We start from the raw sequence: 17950 nt of genomic DNA on the forward strand, positions 1-17950 counted from the left end.
TCAGCGTTCTGGCGCTTTGGTCGTCAGAACGCTCCAGTCGAACGCGCGCGCCCAGTCGGCAAAGCCGTGCCAGCGCACCTCCGGAAATTCCCTGTGCAAGGTGGCGATATCGACGTCGTAGCCGACGCGGTCGAACCATTCGAACATCAGCGCAGCGTCCTCGCTTTGCTGACGAGCAACCGCGATCGGTATTTCCTGATAGCGGATCGGGTGGCCGATGGCGCCGGACAGAATTGCGGCCTGTTCTTCGCCCGACAATTCGTCGCCGGCGAAATTGAAGCGCTTGCCGAACACCCGCTCTCGCCGCTCGGCCAGAGCGGCCACGAATGCGCCGATATCCGCGAGGGCGACCAGTTGAAGCACCCGCTTGGGCGGCATCGCGAAGGCATGGATGCCATGGTTGAGCGCACCGATCGACCACGGCGCGACGGCATTCTCCATGAAGGCCACCGGCGCGCTGATCGAATAGGGAATGCCGAGCTGCTCGATATACCGCTCGACCAGATATTTGCTTTCGAAATGCGGGATGCCTGTATTCTTGTCGGCGTCGGCAACGGAGGAATAGATCAGGTGTCCGACGCCGGCGGCCTTCGCAGCATCGGCGGCAAGGATCCCCAGACGGGTCTCCTCCTCGAGGCCGGCTTCATAGCTGTTGCCCATCAGGAACATGGTGTCGACGCCTTTTGCGGCGCTCACGACCGAGCCCGCGTCAGCGAGATCGCCGGCCACCACCTCGGCGCCCGCCGACGCCAGTTGCCGCGCGCCCTCGCTGTCCGGCTTGCGCGTCAGTCCCTTGACGTGATGGCCTCTAGCCAACAGGGCACGCGCAACCGCGCCACCTTGCTGGCCCGTGGCGCCGGTCACAAGAACGCTTCGTTTGCTGGTCATTTCGTCTGCTCCTTCTTCTCTGTCTGGCTTGTTTGTCCGGAGCAAAATTAAGCCCTGTCCGATTGATGCATAATTGCCTATAATTGGAAAACTTTGTTCCACTTGTGAGCACAATGATTGATCTCAATGATATCGTCGTGTTTGCTCGCGTCGTCGAAGCCGGCAGCTTCACCGCCGCCGCGCGCCTGCTCGCCATACCCAAGACGACGGTCAGCCGCCGTGTCGCCGCGCTAGAACGCGAGGTCGGCGTGCGCCTGCTGCAGCGCACGACACGCAGCCTCAACCTGACGGATGCCGGGCGCTCCTATTATGAGCAGAGCAGCCAGGGACTGCGGACTATAGAGGAAGCGAATCTGCGTCTCGCGGAGGCGAGGGCAGAACCGTCGGGCACTATCCGCATTTCAGCCCCGGTAGGTTTTGGCAGCTATTTCCTCATCCGCGCCGTGGTCGACTTTCTGGCGTTGTATCCGAAGACCAACGTCGAGCTTCGCCTCACCGACGACAAGCTCAACTTGGTCGAGGACGGTATCGACCTTGCCTTCCGCACAGGCACCCTTCAGGATTCGACGCTGATCGCCCGCAAGCTCGGCGCCACGCGCAGGCTGCTCTGCGCAAGCCCCGACTATCTAACGCGATACGGAATACCGGAAAGTCCGGCGGATCTGGCGCGCCATCGATGCGTCATCGCGGGCCCATCGGCCTCAGCTGCTCATTGGGTGCTGGATGGACCACAAGGCCAGGAGACGGTCGTGGTCGCGGGGCGCTTCGCCGCCAATGAAATGCAGGCGGTGGTTGCGGCCGCGCTCGCGGGCTTCGGCATCGCCCAATTGCCCCAGGCGATGGCCGAAGGGCTGATCGATCAGGGGCGCCTGCAGCGCGTTCTCGAGGATTACACGACACCGGCCGGCGGACTGCATGTCCTCTATCCGAGCAGCCGCCACCTTTCGCCCTTGGTAAAGGCCTTCATCGAACTGGCGGCCGGGCGGATTTCCAATCGGGCTGATACCGCTTAAAAGGCGTCTGTGCTACTCAATCGACCTTCAATTCCCGAGCGCGAGACCTGAATGACCGAGCGGATCGTCAGTTTTGTCATGAGCGGCGGCGTCGGTTCTCGGCTATGGCCGTTGTCACGTGAGGACAATCCCAAGCAGTTCCACGATCTGTCGGGCGATGGTTCCATGCTGGCCAAGACCTTGCGCCGCCTGACGGCGAGAGCGGCTGGCGAGACGCCGATCTTCCTGATTGCTTCGGAGCGTCATGCCGACCGTGTCCGTGCCGACTTGGCCGGTCTCGATCTTGCAGGTGGCGGCCCCCTGTTCGAGCCCGCGGGACGCAACACTGCCGCCGCCGTCGCACTGGCGACCCTGCGCACCTTGTCGGAATTCGGCGACAGCCTGGTGCTGGTGGTGCCCTCGGACCATGAAATAGCGACGACAGGGCAATTCTGGCAAAGCATCGAAGCGGGATCGCAGGCGGCGCGCGCCGGCCGCCTGGTGGTGTTCGGCATCAAGCCGACCCAGCCGGAAACCGGTTATGGCTATATAGAGGTATCGGCCGAGAAGGGAGGGATATTCGACGTTTCGCGCTTCGTCGAGAAGCCCGACCTTGCGACGGCCAACGACTATCTCAAGGCGGGAAATTTCTACTGGAACACCGGCATCTTCCTGTTTCGGGCCGGTGCCATGCGCGACGCCTTCGAGGCATTCCAGCCCGATATCTGGCACGCCGCCGAAGCGGCCTACAAGGCGGCGACATCGGACCTGTCCGGCCTTTATATGCCGCTGGAGCTTTACGCGGCGATCCCGTCGAACTCGATCGACTATGCCATCATGGAGCGGGCAAAAGACATAGCCATGGTGCCGGCCGGTTTCCGCTGGAACGATCTCGGCTCCTGGCAATCGCTCCTCGATGTCGGTCCCGCCGACGGCCGGGGCAATGTCGTCGTCGGTGATGTCGTCGCCATCGATTGCGAGAATTCCTATATCCGCAGCGATGGCCGCCTGCTGTCGGCGATCGGCATGAAGGACGTTGCCATCGTCTCGACCGCCGATGCCACTTTCGTTGCCCCGGTCAGTCACAGCCAGCACGTCAAAAAGATCGTCGAGCAACTCGAAAAATCGGGACGGCTGGAAACCAGATTTACGCCCGCGCATGACCGCGTCATCCAAAGCGGCGCCTGGCGGCGACGGGTGCATCACTGGCTGTTCCACGAGACCTTGCCGTTGTGGTCGACATCAGGCGTCGACGAGCGCCATGGCGGCTTCCACGAGGCGCTGGGTTTCGACGCCAAGCCGCTCATCAAACCCAAGCGCATGCGCACCCAGGCCAGGCAGATCTACGCTTTCGCGGTTGCCAAGGAGCACGGCTGGACCGGCCCGGCCGACCGGCTGATCGCGCATGGCATCGACTTCATGGCGGGGCACGGGCGCACCGAACGGGGCGGTTGGGTGCGCACGCTGAATGTCGATGGCTCCGTCGCCGACCCGGTCGAGGATGCCTACGATCATTCCTGCATCCTGCTGGCATTGGCGCACGCGCATATGTCGGGCAATCCCGATGCCTTGCGGCTCGGCGAAGAGACCTTCGCCTTCCTCGATGCGCATCTGGAGGACAGCCGCATGACCGGCTTCCTCGAGACATCTGGCGGGACGGGCGAGCGGCGCTCCAACCCGCACATGCATCTACTCGAAGCTTTCCTGGCCTGGCATCAGGCGACCGGCGAGCGCGCGCATCTGCGTCGTGCGGCGCGCATCATCGACCTCTTCCGCAGCCATTTCTTCGACCCTGAGAGCTGGACGCTCGGCGAGTATTTCGATGCCGAATGGAAACCGGTCTCCGGAGAGAAGGGAACCTGGACCGAACCCGGCCACCACTTCGAATGGGCATCGCTGCTGGTCGATTTCGCCGGTCGCAGCGGCCAGGCCGAACTAAGCGTCTTTGCCCGAAAACTCTATGCCTCGGCGATCGCCAACGGCCTTAACCGTGCCACCGGCCTTGCCTATGGGGCAGTCTCGCGGCAGGGCCTGCCGCTCGACCTGATATCGCGCAGCTGGCCGCAGGCCGAGGCGCTCAAGGCGGCGATCGCGCTGGATGGCTCGGGCGGTCCTGATCTGAAGCCGGAGATCGAGGCGCGCGTCGGCCGACTGTTCCGCTGGCACATCGACCCGGCCCCGCTCGGTCTGTGGATCGATCGCATCGATGAGCGCGGCCGCTCGCTGGCGTCGGACGTGCCGGCGAGCATCTTCTATCACCTGGTCTGTGCGCTGACCCAGTATCTGGATCGCACGGTGGACAAGTAGGCAGGATCAGTACGGACTGGCGACGTCCCCGGTCTCGACATAGATCGACTTCAGCTGCGAATAGAGCGCCAGCGCCGCCAGCGAGTTCTCGCGGCCGATGCCGGACTGCTTGACGCCCCCGAAGGGGATTTCCACCGGCGTCAGATTGTAGGCGTTGATCCAGCAGGTTCCGGCCTGCAACTCGGCGATGACGCGGTGGGCGCGCGGCAGGTCGCGTGTGAAAACGCCCGCGGCAAGGCCGAACTCGGTGCCGTTGGCGCGGTCGATCACCTCGTCCTCACTGTTGAATTTCAGCACGCTCATGACCGGGCCGAAAATCTCCTCGCGGGCGATCCGCATCGTGTCGGTGACGCCGGTGAACACCGTCGGCTCGACGAAGAAGCCGCCCTGGAAGCCCTGCAGCGACGGCACATTGCCGCCACAGGCCAGCGTCGCCCCATCCTTCTTGCCGGCCGCGACATAGCCGACGACCTTCTCGTGCTGTGCCTTGGAGACCAGTGGCCCCATCTGCGTTTCCGGATCGAGCGGATCGCCGATGCGAATTTTCTTGGTCCGTTCGACCAGCCGCTCGACAAACCGATCGTGAATGCCGCTCTGGACGAAGACGCGCGTGCCATTGGAACAGATCTGGCCGGTCGAATAGAAGTTGCCGAGCATGGCGCCGCCAATGGCATTTTCGAGATCGGCATCGTCGAAGACGATCAGCGGCGACTTGCCGCCGAGTTCCATCGTCGCGTGCTTCATCTTGGAGCCGGCCAGCGACAGCACCTTTCGCCCGGTCGGCACCGAGCCGGTCACCGAGACCTTGGCGACGACATCATGGCCAACAAGCCCGGCGCCGACATCACCATAGCCTTGCACGACGTTGAAGAGCCCGTCGGGCAGGCCGGCCTCCGAGTAGATCTCGGCCAGCGCCAGTGCCGAAAGCGGCGTGTTTTCCGATGGCTTGAATACCATGGCGTTGCCCATGGCGAGCGCCGGCGCTGATTTCCAGCCGGCGATCTGGATCGGATAGTTCCATGCGCCGATGCCGACGCAGACGCCAAGCGCCTCGCGGCGCGTGTAGGCGAAGGGTCCGCCGAGGTCGACCGCTTCGCCGTTGAAGACGGCGACCGCGCCGGCGAAATATTCGAGGCAATCGGCTGCCGAAGGGGCGTCCGCCACCAGCGTCTCCTGGATCGCCTTCCCAGTGTCGAGCGTCTCGATGCGGGCAAGATCGGCGTTGCGGGCGCGCAAAATGTCGGCGGCACGGCGCAGAATGCGGCCACGCTCGACCGGCTTAAGCCGCGCCCAGGCAGGCTGTGCGGCGCGTGCGGCCTCAATAGCTAGTTCCAGCACGTTCGGCGTCGCCGAACGCAGCATGGCGATCGTCTCGCCTGTCGCGGGATAGATCACCGGCAGCGGCGCGCCGCCGTCGTCCTCGATATAGCGTCCGTTGACATAGTGCGAAGCCGTGGGCTGGGCGCGCATGGGAGGTCTCCAAATCATTTCGGCCCCACGCGTCGGCTATTGGGCGGGCGGCTGTCGGGCGGCTCACTCTATTGGCGGATCATGGCCTATCTGTCAGAGGCCTGCCAGCGCGGATTGATCCATGGTTCCTGGTTGGACGGCGCGAGCGGCGTACGGCCAAGGATGTGATCGGACGCCTTCTCTCCGGTCATGATCGATGGCGCGTTGAGGTTGCCGTTGGTCACGCGCGGGAAGATCGAGGAGTCGGCGACCCGCAATCCGTCGACGCCGATGACCCGGCATTCCGGATCGACGACGCTCGATTGATCATCGACGCGGCCCATTCGGCAGGTGCCGCAGGGGTGATAGGCGCTTTCGGCGTGGTCGCGAATGAACACGTCGAGATCGTCATCCGACTGCACATGGCTGCCCGGCGAGAGTTCCTGTCCGCGATAGGCATCGAAGGCCGACTGGCCGAAGATTTCGCGGGTCAGGCGGATGCAGTGGCGGAACTCCGCCCAGTCGTCCGGATGCGACATGTAGTTGAAGCGGATGACCGGCTTCGCTTTTGGGTCCGGCGAGCGCAGCGTCACCGAGCCGCGCGACTTCGAGCGCATTGGCCCGACATGCGCCTGGAACCCGTGCGACTTCGCCGCCGCCTTGCCGTCGTAGCGAACCGCCGCCGGGATGAAGTGATACTGGATGTCGGGATAGTCGACGCCAGCCTGTGAGCGCACGAAGGCGGCGGCCTCGAAATGATTGGTGGCGCCCAGGCCCGACTTGAAAAACAGCCACTGCGCCCCGATCATCGCCTTGGAGAACGGGTTCAGCACTGAATTCAGCGTGATCGGTCTGGTCGATTCCTGCTGGATATAGAGCTCCAGATGGTCCTGCAGGTTGCCGCCGACGCCGGGCCGGTCTGCCACGACGGCAATGCCGTTTTCGCGCAAATGCCCGGCCGGGCCGATGCCGGACAGCATCAGGATCTTTGGCGAATTGATCGACGATGCCGCGACGATCACTTCGCGTCGCGCCTTAACGACCTGAATCTGTTTGTGAGCTTCGATCTCGACGCCGATGGCGCGTTGATTCTCGATGATCACCCGGCGCGCGAAACCCTTGACCAGACTCACGTTTTTGCGCCTGAGCGCCGGCTTCAGATAGGCTGATGCCGCCGACCAGCGGCGGCCGCCCAGAATGGTCTGCTCCATCGGGCCGAAGCCTTCCTGCTTGGCGCCATTGTAGTCGTGGGTCAGTTCAAACCCTGCCTGGCGGCCCGCTTCGACGAAGGCGCCATAGAGCGGATTGCGGCGCGAGCCGCGCTGCACATGCAGCGGCCCACCGTGCCCGCGCCAGCCATCCTCGCCACCGTCCGAATCCTCCATGCGCTTGAAGTAGGGGAGCACGTCAGCAAAACCCCAGCCGGCGGCGCCCTGTTCTGCCCAATGGTCGAAGTCACGGGCGTGGCCGCGCACATAGACCATGCCGTTGATCGAGGACGAGCCGCCGATCACCTTACCGCGCGGCGTCGCCAGCACGCGGCCGCCCAGATGCGGCTCCGGCTCACTGGCGAACCCCCAGTCGTAGAGGCTCATGTTGAGCGGGATCGACAGCGCCGACGGCATCTGGATCAGAGGTCCGAGATCGGTGCCGCCGAATTCGATGACGATGACCGAATGCTTGCCGTCTTCAGACAGGCGATAGGCCATGGCCGAGCCGGCGGAGCCGGAGCCGATGATGACGAAATCCGCTTCAAGCATGGTTCATATGCGCCATAAAATCGGCGAGCGAAACGTTGCCGCCGGTAGCCATTACAAGGACGGTCTTTCCCGCCACATCCACTTTGCCGCCGAGCAGTGCCGCCAGCGAGGCCGCACCCGACGGTTCCAGCACCAGCTTCATCCGCTCGAAAGCGATCCGCATGGCGCGCCGCACCGACTGGTCGTCGACGGTGATGCCGCGGACACCCGCGGTCTTGACCGCGGCGAACGGCGCGTCGCCTGGCCGGCGCGACATCAGCCCGTCGCAGATCGACTTTGGTCCGATCGCCATGGTCTCGATGCTGCCATGCGCCAGCGAGGAACCCATGCCGTTGAACCCTTCGGGCTCGACGCCGATGATCCCGGTCGCCGGCGACAGATAGTGGAAGGCGAGCGAAACGCCGCCGATCAGCCCACCGCCGCCGACCGAGCAGAACAACAGGTCGGCGCTGGCGTCCTTGGCCGATAGCTGGTCGAGCGCTTCAAGGCCGGCACCCGCCTGGCCGGCGACGATCTCCGGATCGTCGAAAGGATGCAGAAGGGCCAGATCTTCGGTCTCCGCGATCTCGCGCGCCTTTGCGGCCGCGACTTCCTCGCGAGCCCGATCGTCATGATCGGTCAGTACGACGCGCGCGCCATAGCCTGCGGTGGCGTCCCGCTTGGCAGCCGGCGCATCGATAGGCATGACAATGGTGACCGGAATGCCGAGCGCCTGGCCGGCCGCGGCCAGCCCTTGCGCGAAATTGCCGGAGGAATAGGCGACGACGCCCTTCTTCGCCTCATCGGGCGAAAGCCGCTTCAGCCGCCAATAGGCGCCGCGAACCTTGAAGGATCCGGCCCATTGCAGCGATTCCGGCTTGATGAAGATCCGGGCCGCGCCGGTTTCCCTGGCCAGCGCCGTCGATTCCAGCAGTGGCGTGACCTGTGTCGCCTGGGAGGTGACGGCATAAGCCTGTCTGAGATGGTCGAGGGAGGGGACGAGAAGGTCTGCCATCATTCGCCTCGCGGATACCTTTTGCTCTCCTCGAGATTGTCGAGGTTCATGTGATTGCGCATGTAGCGCTCGGACGCCTTCTGCAGCGGCTGGAAATCCCAGGGGTAATAGGCGCCGTTGCGCAGCGCCGGATAGACGACCCAGCGGCGTGCCTGGCTCTCGCGCACGGCGGCGTCGAAGCCGGCCATGTCCCAACGCACCCGCACCTTTTCCATGAATGCCGCCACAAGACCCGCATTGGCCGGGTCGTCGGCCAGATTGTCCCGCTCGAGCGGATCGGTTTCGAGATCGAACAATTGCGGCGGATCGAGTTCGCAATGAACGAATTTGTATCTGCCGTCGCGGATTGCCACCAACGGCGCATAGGAGCCTTCCGCGGCATACTCGATCAATACCGGTGCCGTGCGCTGCCCGCCCTTGGTGAGCGGCAGCAGCGACTGGCCATCGGTCCACGGCGCGATCGCCCCGATATCGATGCCGGCGAGGTCACAAAGCGTTGGTGCCACGTCGAGATTGGAGACCGGCGCCTCGATCAGGCCGGCACGAATGCCCTTGCCGGCAATCATCAACGGCACCCGCGCCGAGCCTTCGAAGAAGCTCATCTTGAACCACAGGCCTCGCTCGCCGAGCATGTCGCCGTGATCCGAACAGAACAGGATTATCGTGTCGTCGAGCATGCGCGTTCGCGTGAGAACGTCCAGGAGCTCGCCGACCTTGTCGTCGACATAGGAGATGTTGGCGAAATAGCCGCGCCGCGAACGACGCACCTGCTCGGGCGTGATCTCGAAAGAGGGATAGTCGCTGGCGTGGTACAGCCGCTGGGAATGCGTATCCTGCTCGTCATGCGCGATGAACCCGGTTTCCGGGTCCAGCGCCTGGCAATGCTCATAGAGATCCCAATACTGCTTGCGCGCGACATAGGGATCGTGCGGGTGCGACAGCGAGACGGTGAGGCACCATGGCCGATGGCCCGCATCGTCCTGTTCGCGTGAAAGCTGATAGAGCTTCTGCGACGCGAGGAACACGACCTCGTCGTCATACTCCATCTGGTTGGTGGTTTCCGCAACGCCGGCGCCGGTCACCGAACCCAGATTGTGATACCACCACTCGATGCGCTCGCCGGGTTTGCGGTAGTCCGGCGTCCAGCCGAAATCCGCCGGATAGATGTCGGTGGTCAGCCGCTCCTCGAAACCGTGCAACTGATCCGGTCCGACGAAATGCATCTTGCCCGACAGGCAGGTGTAGTAGCCGGCGGCACGCAGATGATGGGCGAAGGTCGGGATCGACGAGGCGAACTCGGCCGCATTGTCATAGACCCCGGTGCGCGATGGCAACTGGCCGCTCATGAACGACGCACGGCCCGGTGCGCAGAGCGGCGAGGCGGTGTAGTTCTTGGCAAAGCGCGCCGAACGAGCGGCCAGCGCTTTCAGATGCGGCGTGTGCAGGAATTCCGCCGGCCCATCCGGGAAAAAGGTCCCGTTGAGCTGGTCGACCATGACGATCAGGAAATTAGGTCGCTTCGCTGTCACTGTTTGTGCCGTCCGCCAAGTTTGGTTTCGAGATAATCCTCGACCAGCCCGATCGCGGTCGCGGCGTCGGGCACGCCGTCCTTCAGCGCCCGCCTGATGTAGAGCCCGTCGATCATCGCAGCCGTCGCTTCCGCGGCGCGGTCGGCTTCGGTCCTGGGCAGGATACCGGTCAATCCGCTCATCAGGTTCGAATGCAGCCGCCGGGCGTAGATTCTGAGCAGCCGGCGAAGCGACGACGATTGCTGCGCGTCGACATAGAAGGCGAGCCATGCGGCGATGGTCTCCGCCTGGAACTGGATGTCCGAAAAATTGACCGCGACCACGGCCGAGACGCGCTCGCGCGGGGAAGTGGTGGATTGGAGCGCGCGGCGCATGTCGGTGGTCAGTTCAGCCAGGATGTGCCGCATCGTCGCGAACAGCAGCTCATCCTTGGCGCCGAAATAGTGATGGGCAAGAGCCGATGACACACCGGCGCGGCCGGCAATCTCCGACATGGTCACGTCAAGCGAGCCGCGCTGACCGATCGCCGAGATCGTCGCGTCGATGAGCGCCTTACGGCGCAATGGCTCCATTCCGACTTTTGGCATGTGGTTCCCGATTTCGTGCGGAGATTATTTTTTATTGACGCATCAATCAATAAAAAAATCGACGCTGACGCGACCTGCACCAAGCGATTGTTGCGTTGCGGCCCCTTCACGGCTCGGGGAGGAATGTTTATATTTGAACAATAAACGGCGAAGCTTTGGACGAGGCTGGCGCCAAGGATGGAGACCGCCATGACCGCATGCATCGTTGGCTGGGCGCATTCGCGTTTCGGCAAGCTTGAGGGCGAGACGCTCGAAAATCTGATCGTTAAGGTCGCGACGGACGCGCTCGATCATGCCGGCATCGGCCCGGACGAGGTCGACGAGATCGTGCTTGGCCATTTCAACGCCGGCTTTTCGGCGCAGGATTTTACGGCAAGCCTGGTGCTTCAGGCCGATGACCGGCTGCGTTTCAAGCCGGCGACACGGGTCGAGAATGCTTGCGCTACCGGCTCGGCGGCGGTCAGGCAAGGCATCCGCGCCATCGACGCAAACGCTGCCCGGGTCGTTCTGGTGGTCGGCGCCGAGCAGATGACGACCACGCCCGGGCTAGAGATCGGCAAGAACCTGCTCAAGGCGTCCTATCTGCCCGAGGACGGCGACACGCCGGCCGGTTTTGCGGGCGTCTTCGGCAAGATCGCGCAGGCCTATTTCCAGCGCTATGGCGATCAGTCGGATGCGCTCGCCATGATCGCCGCCAAGAACCACAAGAACGGCGTCGACAATCCCTATGCCCAGATGCGCAAGGATTTCGGCTATGAATTCTGCCGGCAGGAGAGCGAAAAGAATCCCTTTGTCGCTGGTCCGCTGAAGCGCACCGACTGTTCGCTGGTTTCCGACGGCGCCGCCGCCCTTATCCTTGCCGACACGGCGACGGCGCTGAAGATGCGCCGCGCCGTCGCCTTCCGTGCCAACGAGCATGTGCAGGATTTCCTGCCGATGTCGAAGCGCGACATCCTGACGTTCGAAGGTTGCGAACAGGCCTGGACCCGTGCACTGAAGAACGCCGGCGTGACACTCGACGATCTCTCCTTCGTCGAAACGCATGACTGCTTCACCATCGCCGAATTGATCGAGTATGAGGCGATGGGGCTGGCCAAGCCGGGTGAGGGCGCCAAATTGGCGCTGGATGGCACAACGGCAAAAGACGGCCGCCTGCCGGTCAATCCCTCCGGCGGCCTAAAGGCCAAGGGCCATCCGATCGGCGCCACCGGCGTCTCCATGCATGTCTTGACCGCCATGCAGCTTGTCGGCGAAGCCGGCGGCATCCAGGTGCCGGGCGCGAAACTCGGCGGTATCTTCAACATGGGCGGTGCGGCCGTCGCCAACTACGTTTCCATTCTCGACCGGATCAGATAGACCGCCCGTATTACAGCGCCGCGCGCCGTTTGGGGCGCGCAAACGACGCTGTAACACTTTGATTTTGCGGGAGGTGACATGACAAATCCGGTTCTGATCGAGGTTTTGCGCGGCGCCATTGTCGAGAGCGCCCATCGGGGCGCGGTCGCTGTCTTCGATGCCGATGGCAAGCCGGTCCTGGAGATCGGCGACACGTCGAAGCCGGTCTTTCCGCGTTCCGCCGTTAAGGCGATCCAGGGCCTGCCGCTTGTCGAAACGGGTGCCGCCGACGCCTATGGCTTCGGCGACCGCGAACTGGCGCTGGCCTGTGCCTCCCATTCCGGCGAGCCGGCGCATGTCGAATTGGCGCGGTCCATGCTGGCCAGGGCTGGGCTGGACGGGTCGGCGCTCGAATGCGGGACCCACTGGCCTTCGAACCATGACGCGGAGATTGCGCTCGCGCGTGCCGGCGGTTCACCAAATGCGCTGCATAATAATTGTTCCGGCAAGCATTCCGGCTTCCTCTGCACCTGCGTCCATTCAGACATCGCCCATCGCGGCTATGTGAGGCCGGATCACGCCTTGCAGGAAATGGTGCGCGACGCCATGCAGGCAGTCACCGGCGCTGTCCACAGCCCCGACGAACGCGCGATCGACGGCTGCTCGATCCCGACCTATGCGGTACCGCTCAGGAGTTTCGCGCTCGGCTTTGCCCGCATGGCCACGGCCCACGGCTTTGGCCCGGCGCGGGCGAAGGCCGCGAAGCGCCTGCTCTCCGCCTGCATGGCGGAGCCGTTCTTCGTCGCGGGCACCGGCCGTGCGGACCTGTTGCTGATGGAAGCCGCTCCCGGGCGAATTTTTGCGAAAGGCGGAGCCGAGGGCGTCCACTGTGCCGCAATTCCGCAACTCGGCCTCGGTATCGCGGTCAAATGCGATGACGGTGCCGGGCGCGCCGGCGACGCGATCGCAGCCGCTGTACTCGCTAGGCTGCTGCGGGCGGATGAAGCCTTGGCGGCGAAGCTGCTCGAACTGGCGAACGCGCCTGTCGAAAGCCGGATTGGCGCCAAGGTCGGGGCGCTGAAGCCGACGCCGGCGCTGAATTGAAGGCAGCAATCAGCTGACGCGGGTCGCGCTCGACGGTCAGGTGCGCATAGCCGCTGCTGCCGGTCTGGATGAGGTCAGACGTCACCGGCTCGGCCCAGCGTCGGCCCACAACCGCCCCGTTCGGCGCGCCATACGCTGACGACGATGCCGGTGCCTGCCTTGCGGGAATCATACCGGACGCTCGACGCGCCTCATCTCCGGCGGCAACGGCTTGCCGAGCAGCCACTCGGCGCCTAAGTTCAGGGAATGAGCAGAGCTTTTACCCGCGAAGAAGACAGCGAAAACGCCATCGCTGGCGTTGGCGAGCGGCCGATCAGCACGCATCGTAACCTGGTGACGGAGCGCGGCCTGGCGCAGATCGAGGACAATCTGGCCGATCTGCGCGATATCATGGCGAAAGCGGAGCGGAAAGCCGACCGCGAGCGCATTGCGATCGTGTCGCGCGACCTGCGCTACTGGACCGCGCGGCGCGAGAGTGCCGAGCTTTCCGTGCCGGAGCCCGGCAGCGATGTTATCCGCTTCGGCATGGGTGTCACGCTGGAAAGTGACGACGGCAAGAAGGTGCACTGGAAGATCGTCGGCGAGGACGAAGCCAATCCAGCCAAGGGCAGCATCTCGCATGTCTCGCCGATGGCGGTGGCCTTGTTTGGCAAGAAGGTCGGCGACGTCGCCAGCGTCAACGGCAAGGAGTGGGAGATCGTCAAGCTCTCGGAGAGTTAGTCTTCAAGCTTGACGACATGGTCGCGGAAGAATGCGGCGGCACCCGCTTCGTCGATCTCACCGGCAGCGACCATCATCACCAATTGGATGATCTCCTCCTGTTCGGCTTCGATGCTTAATCCGTTGAAATAGAGAAACAAGTCGGCCGCAGCGAAAGCCGTGCGCTTGTTGCCATCAACGAACGGACGGTTCTTCGCGATGCCGAAGAGAAGATAGGCGGCGGCGAGTTCACTTAGATCTGGCTCGCCGTATGCTTCTTTCTGCTGCGAACGTGCGAGCACCGATTCCAGCAGGCCTTCATCGCGGATGCCCGATGCGCCGCCGTGAAGACGCAATTGCTCGGCATGCATCGCCTGCACGAACTCTCGCGAATGATGTGCGGTCATTTTGCGAGCGCGCGATAGGCAACCTCGTATTTCTTCATCCGCTCGCGCGCTACCTTCATCTTGCGCTCGAATTCTTCGGCAGAATCTTCCAATCGGCGCAAGCGAAGCTCTTGACCTTCCTGGACGACGACCACGTTGTCGCCTGTCTTGAGATTCAATCGATCGAGAAGCTCTTTCGGCAGAATCAGGCCGTCCGAATTACCGATCTTGCGAATTGTGGTGTTCATGATGAAACATCCTGTTGCAACGCTGATTATAACGCAGCGTACTCGATGTTGCAACAGAAATTATAACAGCATCAGCCTGCCGCCAGCAGCCGATCCAGCAGCCGCTCCGCCGCTTCCGGAATGACCGTGCCCGGCGGGAAGATTTCCGCAGCACCTGCTTGCAGCACCGCGTCATAGTCCTGCGGTGGGATAACGCCGCCGGCCACGATCAGCATGTCGCCGCGGCCGAGTTTCTTCAGCGTGTCGCGCAATTCGGGGATCAGCGTCAGGTGACCCGCTGCCAGCGATGAGGCGCCGATGACGTGGACGTCATGCTGGATCGCCAGCTTCGCGATCTCTTCCGGTGTCTGGAACATGGCGCCGACGGTGACGTCGAAGCCGAGATCGGCGAAGGCCGTGGCGATCACCTTCTGCCCGCGGTCGTGGCCGTCCTGTCCCATCTTGGCCACGAGAATGCGCGGCTTGCCGCCGTTTTTCTTTTCGAAGGCATCCAGCTTGACCTGTAGCCGGTTGACCACCGGATTGTCGCCAAGCGCCTTGCGGTAGACACCGGAAATGGTCTGCACCGTGGCCACATGGCGGCCATAAGCCCTTTCCAAGGCGAACGAGATTTCACCGACAGTGGCATTGGCGCGCGCGGCGCGGATGGCGAACTCCAGCAGATTGTCCTCGCCTTGGGCGGCACGGGTCAGCGCATCGAGCGCGTTTTCGACCGCGGCGACGTCACGCGTGCCTTTCAGCCGTTGCAGCTTCGAGAGTTGCCGGGCCCTGACCTCGGCATTGTCGATCTTCAGCACGTCGACCTCGATATCGGTCCCGGGGCGATGCGCATTGACGCCGACCAGCATCTGCTCGCCGGAATCGATACGCGCCTGCGTACGCGCCGCGGCTTCCTCGATGCGCAGCTTGGGTATGCCCTTTTCGATCGCCGCCGCCATGCCACCGAGAGCCTCGACCTCCTCGATATGGGCGAGCGCACGCGCCGCCAGGTCATGTGTCAGCCGCTCGAGATAGGCCGAACCGCCCCACGGATCGATGATCCGCGTGGTGCCGGATTCTTTCTGCAGGATGAGTTGCGTGTTGCGGGCGATGCGCGCCGAATGATCAGTCGGCAGCGCCATTGCTTCATCGAAGGAATTGGTGTGCAGCGACTGGGTATGCCCTTGGGTCGCGGCCATCCCTTCGATCATGGTGCGGATGATGTTGTTGTAGGGATCCTGCGCCGTCAGCGACCAGCCGGAGGTCTGGCAATGGGTGCGCAGGGACAGCGACCGTTCGTCCTTCGGCGCGAAATTCTTTTTCATCAGGGTCGCCCACAACAGGCGGGCGGCCCTGAGCTTGGCCACTTCCATGAAGAAGTTCATGCCGATCGCCCAGAAGAAGGAAAGGCGCGGCGCGAAACGGTCAATGTCGAGCCCTGCCGCGACGCCGGCGCGGGCGTATTCGATGCCGTCGGCGATCGTATAGGCGAGCTCCAGGTCGGCGGTCGCGCCGGCCTCCTGCATGTGATAGCCGGAGATCGATATCGAATTGAACTTCGGCATGTTCTTCGAGGTGTAGGAGAAGATGTCCGAGACGATCCGCATCGAGGGCTTCGGCGGATAGATGTAGGTGTTGCGGACCATGAATTCCTTCAGGATGTCGTTCTGAATGGTCCCCGCCAGATCCTTCTGCGCGACGCCTTGTTCTTCCGCCGCCACGATGTAGAGCGCCATGATCGGCAGCACCGCGCCATTCATCGTCATCGACACGGTCATGTCGCCGAGCGGAATGCCGTCGAACAACTGCCGCATGTCGAGGATGGAATCGATGGCCACACCCGCCATGCCGACATCGCCGGCCACGCGCGGATGGTCTGAATCATAGCCGCGATGCGTGGCCAGATCGAAGGCAACCGAAAGACCTTTCTGGCCGGCGGCAAGGTTGCGCCGGTAAAAGGCATTGGACTCTTCGGCGGTCGAAAAGCCTGCATATTGCCGGATCGTCCAGGGCTGCTGGACATACATGGTCGGGTAGGGGCCGCGCACGAACGGCGCCAGGCCTGGATAGGTATCGAGATGCGGCAATCCCTTGAGGTCGCCCTGACTGTACAACTGCTTGACGACAAGACCTTCCGGCGTCGTCCGCTGTCCCTTGACCTCGACCGGTGCGCGGCGCGGCGGCACCCAGCCGATCTGACTGAAATCCGGAATCAAGAAGCGGCCCCGATGGATTGCTCGATGCGAACCGGCGACAGTGCCTCGCACAGCACGACACCCTCGGTGAAGGCAGGTCGCCGCTCTGCGTCCAGCGTTTCGACCGGACGCTCGCTTTTCAAGGGATGAAGCGTGGCGCCGACAATGGCCCGCTCGCCTGACTTGAAGGCAATGCCGCGCTGGGCGGCGGCAGTGCGGACGCGCTGCTGGATATATCCGTCCCGAAGGCTGGACAGCACGCCACCCTCTGCCTCGATCGCCTGCAACTCCGCCCACGCTGCTTCGCAAAGATCTGACGTCAGCGCTTCGACCGCGCCGGAGCCATGGGCGGGATCTGTGACATGATCGACATGGCTTTCATTGGCCATGATCAGTTGCGCATTACGCGCGACGCGGCGGGCAAAAGCCGCCGGCAGGCCGTGCGCGATCGTATGCGGCAGGATTGAGATCGAATCGGCGCCTCCCGCCGCCGCGGCGAAGCAGCCGATCGTCGTGCGCAGGATGTTGTTTTCGGGGTCCAATGCCGTCATCATGCGAAATGATGTCTCGGCATGGATATTGGCCGTGGAATTGGGGATCGAGCAGGCCTCCTGCACCCGTGCCCACAGCCTGCGCAGGGCCCGCACTTTGGCCATAGACAGGAACTGGTCCTGGTCGACGCTGAGCGCGAAACCGATATGAGGCGCGGCATAGACGAGCGGCTGCCGCGCCTTCTCGAACATCCTCAGATACGAAACCGCCGAAGCGAGCATGATGCCGAGTTCCTGCGCTTCCGTGGCGCCGGCATTGTGAAAGACGCGACCGTCCGCCTCCAGAAGCACACCGGGGACGCCCATCGAGAAGAAATGCGCCAGCGATTGCGGCATCGATTCCTGCAGCGCCTCGATCGACATGCGCAGTCGTCCGGTGCCGGCGAGGATAGCCGCCGGATCGATGCCGAAGGAAAGGTTGAGCTTTGCCGGATCGGAGCGGCGCTTGCTCAGGAACGCCACCAGCCAGTCGGCCATGGGGCGGCTCCACGGGTGGGTATCGATGCGGATCTGGACCCGGTTGAGGGGTACGCCCTCTAGTACCGTCTCCAGTGCCTGCGCCGTCCTCGGCAGGCCGTAGCCGAACGCGTTCGGAGCACCCTCGAAGACGAGCGACAGTCCCGTCGCGCCCTGCGCGATATCTTCCAGGACCTGGGTCTTGGCGCGATCGACATCGGGGTCGTCGACGCGCTGGCTGACGATCCAGGGCAATTGAGGATTGGCGCGCACGATCGGTTCCGTTCCGGTCGCGCGATCATAGAGCGGCTCGACGCGGATGTTGTCGTCGGTGTGCGAGACCAGCTTTTCCTCAAAGGATGCGCCGGCCAACGCCTTTTCCGCCAAGGCCAGCCATTGCTGACGCTGCGCATCCATGGGCTCAACATCCCTGGTCAAGGCTCCGGCGCCCATTCATCGTCCTCGTTCTATGTGGCCGCACCAGCCCGGGC

At 63.5% G+C, this 17950-nt stretch carries 15 protein-coding genes; 5 read left to right on the top strand and 10 right to left on the bottom strand.

What is annotated here, in order from left to right; all coding sequences use genetic code 11:
• A complete protein-coding gene (locus FJ960_RS23130) occupies positions 1-888 on the bottom strand; it encodes an NmrA/HSCARG family protein (RefSeq protein WP_140506146.1) in 888 nt (295 codons plus the stop codon).
• 113 nt (positions 889-1001) lie between these two features.
• Between FJ960_RS23130 and FJ960_RS23135 the strand changes: the two genes are divergently transcribed.
• Together FJ960_RS23135 and FJ960_RS23140 are read left to right on the top strand one after the other, a co-directional pair.
• Positions 1002-1901: a LysR family transcriptional regulator gene (locus FJ960_RS23135; RefSeq protein WP_140717009.1), complete on the top strand. Its 900-nt coding sequence runs from the start codon at positions 1002-1004 to the stop codon at positions 1899-1901.
• A gap of 51 nt (positions 1902-1952) precedes the next feature.
• Complete coding sequence (locus FJ960_RS23140; RefSeq protein WP_140717011.1) at positions 1953-4187, top strand: mannose-1-phosphate guanylyltransferase/mannose-6-phosphate isomerase; 2235 nt, start codon at positions 1953-1955, stop codon at positions 4185-4187.
• Between the two features lie 6 nt (positions 4188-4193).
• On the opposite strand, the gene betB is transcribed toward FJ960_RS23140, so the two are convergent.
• The 5 genes from betB to betI form a co-directional block, all read right to left on the bottom strand.
• Entirely contained in the window at positions 4194-5657 is a 1464-nt protein-coding gene (betB, locus tag FJ960_RS23145) for a betaine-aldehyde dehydrogenase (protein ID WP_140506141.1), read from the bottom strand.
• A gap of 86 nt (positions 5658-5743) precedes the next feature.
• A complete protein-coding gene (betA, locus tag FJ960_RS23150) occupies positions 5744-7396 on the bottom strand; it encodes a choline dehydrogenase (RefSeq protein ID WP_140717013.1) in 1653 nt (550 codons plus the stop codon).
• Positions 7389-8393: a threonine/serine dehydratase gene (locus FJ960_RS23155; protein ID WP_181167471.1), complete on the bottom strand. Its 1005-nt coding sequence runs from the start codon at positions 8391-8393 to the stop codon at positions 7389-7391. The genes betA and FJ960_RS23155 overlap by 8 nt, the downstream gene beginning before the upstream one ends.
• Complete coding sequence (betC, locus tag FJ960_RS23160; protein ID WP_140717017.1) at positions 8390-9919, bottom strand: choline-sulfatase; 1530 nt, start codon at positions 9917-9919, stop codon at positions 8390-8392. Before betC ends, FJ960_RS23155 begins: the two co-directional genes overlap by 4 nt.
• Positions 9916-10506, bottom strand: coding sequence for a transcriptional regulator BetI (gene betI / locus FJ960_RS23165; RefSeq protein WP_140717019.1), 591 nt, complete (start codon positions 10504-10506; stop codon positions 9916-9918). Before betI ends, betC begins: the two co-directional genes overlap by 4 nt.
• A gap of 189 nt (positions 10507-10695) precedes the next feature.
• Here betI and FJ960_RS23170 point away from each other — a divergent pair, with 189 nt between their 5' ends.
• From FJ960_RS23170 to greA, 3 genes are all read left to right on the top strand, one after another.
• Positions 10696-11862 carry an acetyl-CoA acetyltransferase gene (locus FJ960_RS23170; RefSeq protein WP_140717021.1) on the top strand — a complete coding sequence of 389 codons (1167 nt, stop codon included), beginning with the start codon at positions 10696-10698 and terminating at the stop codon, positions 11860-11862.
• A 78-nt stretch (positions 11863-11940) separates the two neighbouring features.
• Positions 11941-12945: an asparaginase gene (locus tag FJ960_RS23175; RefSeq protein ID WP_140717023.1), complete on the top strand. Its 1005-nt coding sequence runs from the start codon at positions 11941-11943 to the stop codon at positions 12943-12945.
• A gap of 246 nt (positions 12946-13191) precedes the next feature.
• A complete protein-coding gene (gene greA, locus FJ960_RS23180) occupies positions 13192-13665 on the top strand; it encodes a transcription elongation factor GreA (protein WP_140506127.1) in 474 nt (157 codons plus the stop codon).
• Here greA and FJ960_RS23185 read toward each other — a convergent pair.
• The 4 genes from FJ960_RS23185 to FJ960_RS23200 form a co-directional block, all read right to left on the bottom strand.
• Positions 13662-14051 carry a type II toxin-antitoxin system death-on-curing family toxin gene (locus FJ960_RS23185; protein WP_140717025.1) on the bottom strand — a complete coding sequence of 130 codons (390 nt, stop codon included), beginning with the start codon at positions 14049-14051 and terminating at the stop codon, positions 13662-13664. The two genes, greA and FJ960_RS23185, sit on opposite strands and share 4 nt — an antisense overlap.
• Positions 14048-14278, bottom strand: a complete 231-nt coding sequence (locus FJ960_RS23190; protein WP_140506122.1) for an AbrB/MazE/SpoVT family DNA-binding domain-containing protein — start codon at positions 14276-14278, stop codon at positions 14048-14050. Before FJ960_RS23190 ends, FJ960_RS23185 begins: the two co-directional genes overlap by 4 nt.
• A gap of 71 nt (positions 14279-14349) precedes the next feature.
• The gene (gene scpA / locus FJ960_RS23195) at positions 14350-16473 is read right to left on the bottom strand and encodes a methylmalonyl-CoA mutase (protein WP_140506120.1); all 2124 of its coding nucleotides are present in this window, start codon (positions 16471-16473) and stop codon (positions 14350-14352) included.
• Positions 16470-17912: a methylmalonyl-CoA mutase subunit beta gene (locus FJ960_RS23200; protein ID WP_140717027.1), complete on the bottom strand. Its 1443-nt coding sequence runs from the start codon at positions 17910-17912 to the stop codon at positions 16470-16472. Before FJ960_RS23200 ends, scpA begins: the two co-directional genes overlap by 4 nt.
• Positions 17913-17950 lie beyond the last annotated feature (38 nt).

Origin of the sequence: Mesorhizobium sp. B2-3-11 (genome assembly GCF_006442215.1) — a bacterium.
GTDB classification, from domain to species: domain Bacteria; phylum Pseudomonadota; class Alphaproteobacteria; order Rhizobiales; family Rhizobiaceae; genus Mesorhizobium; species Mesorhizobium salmacidum.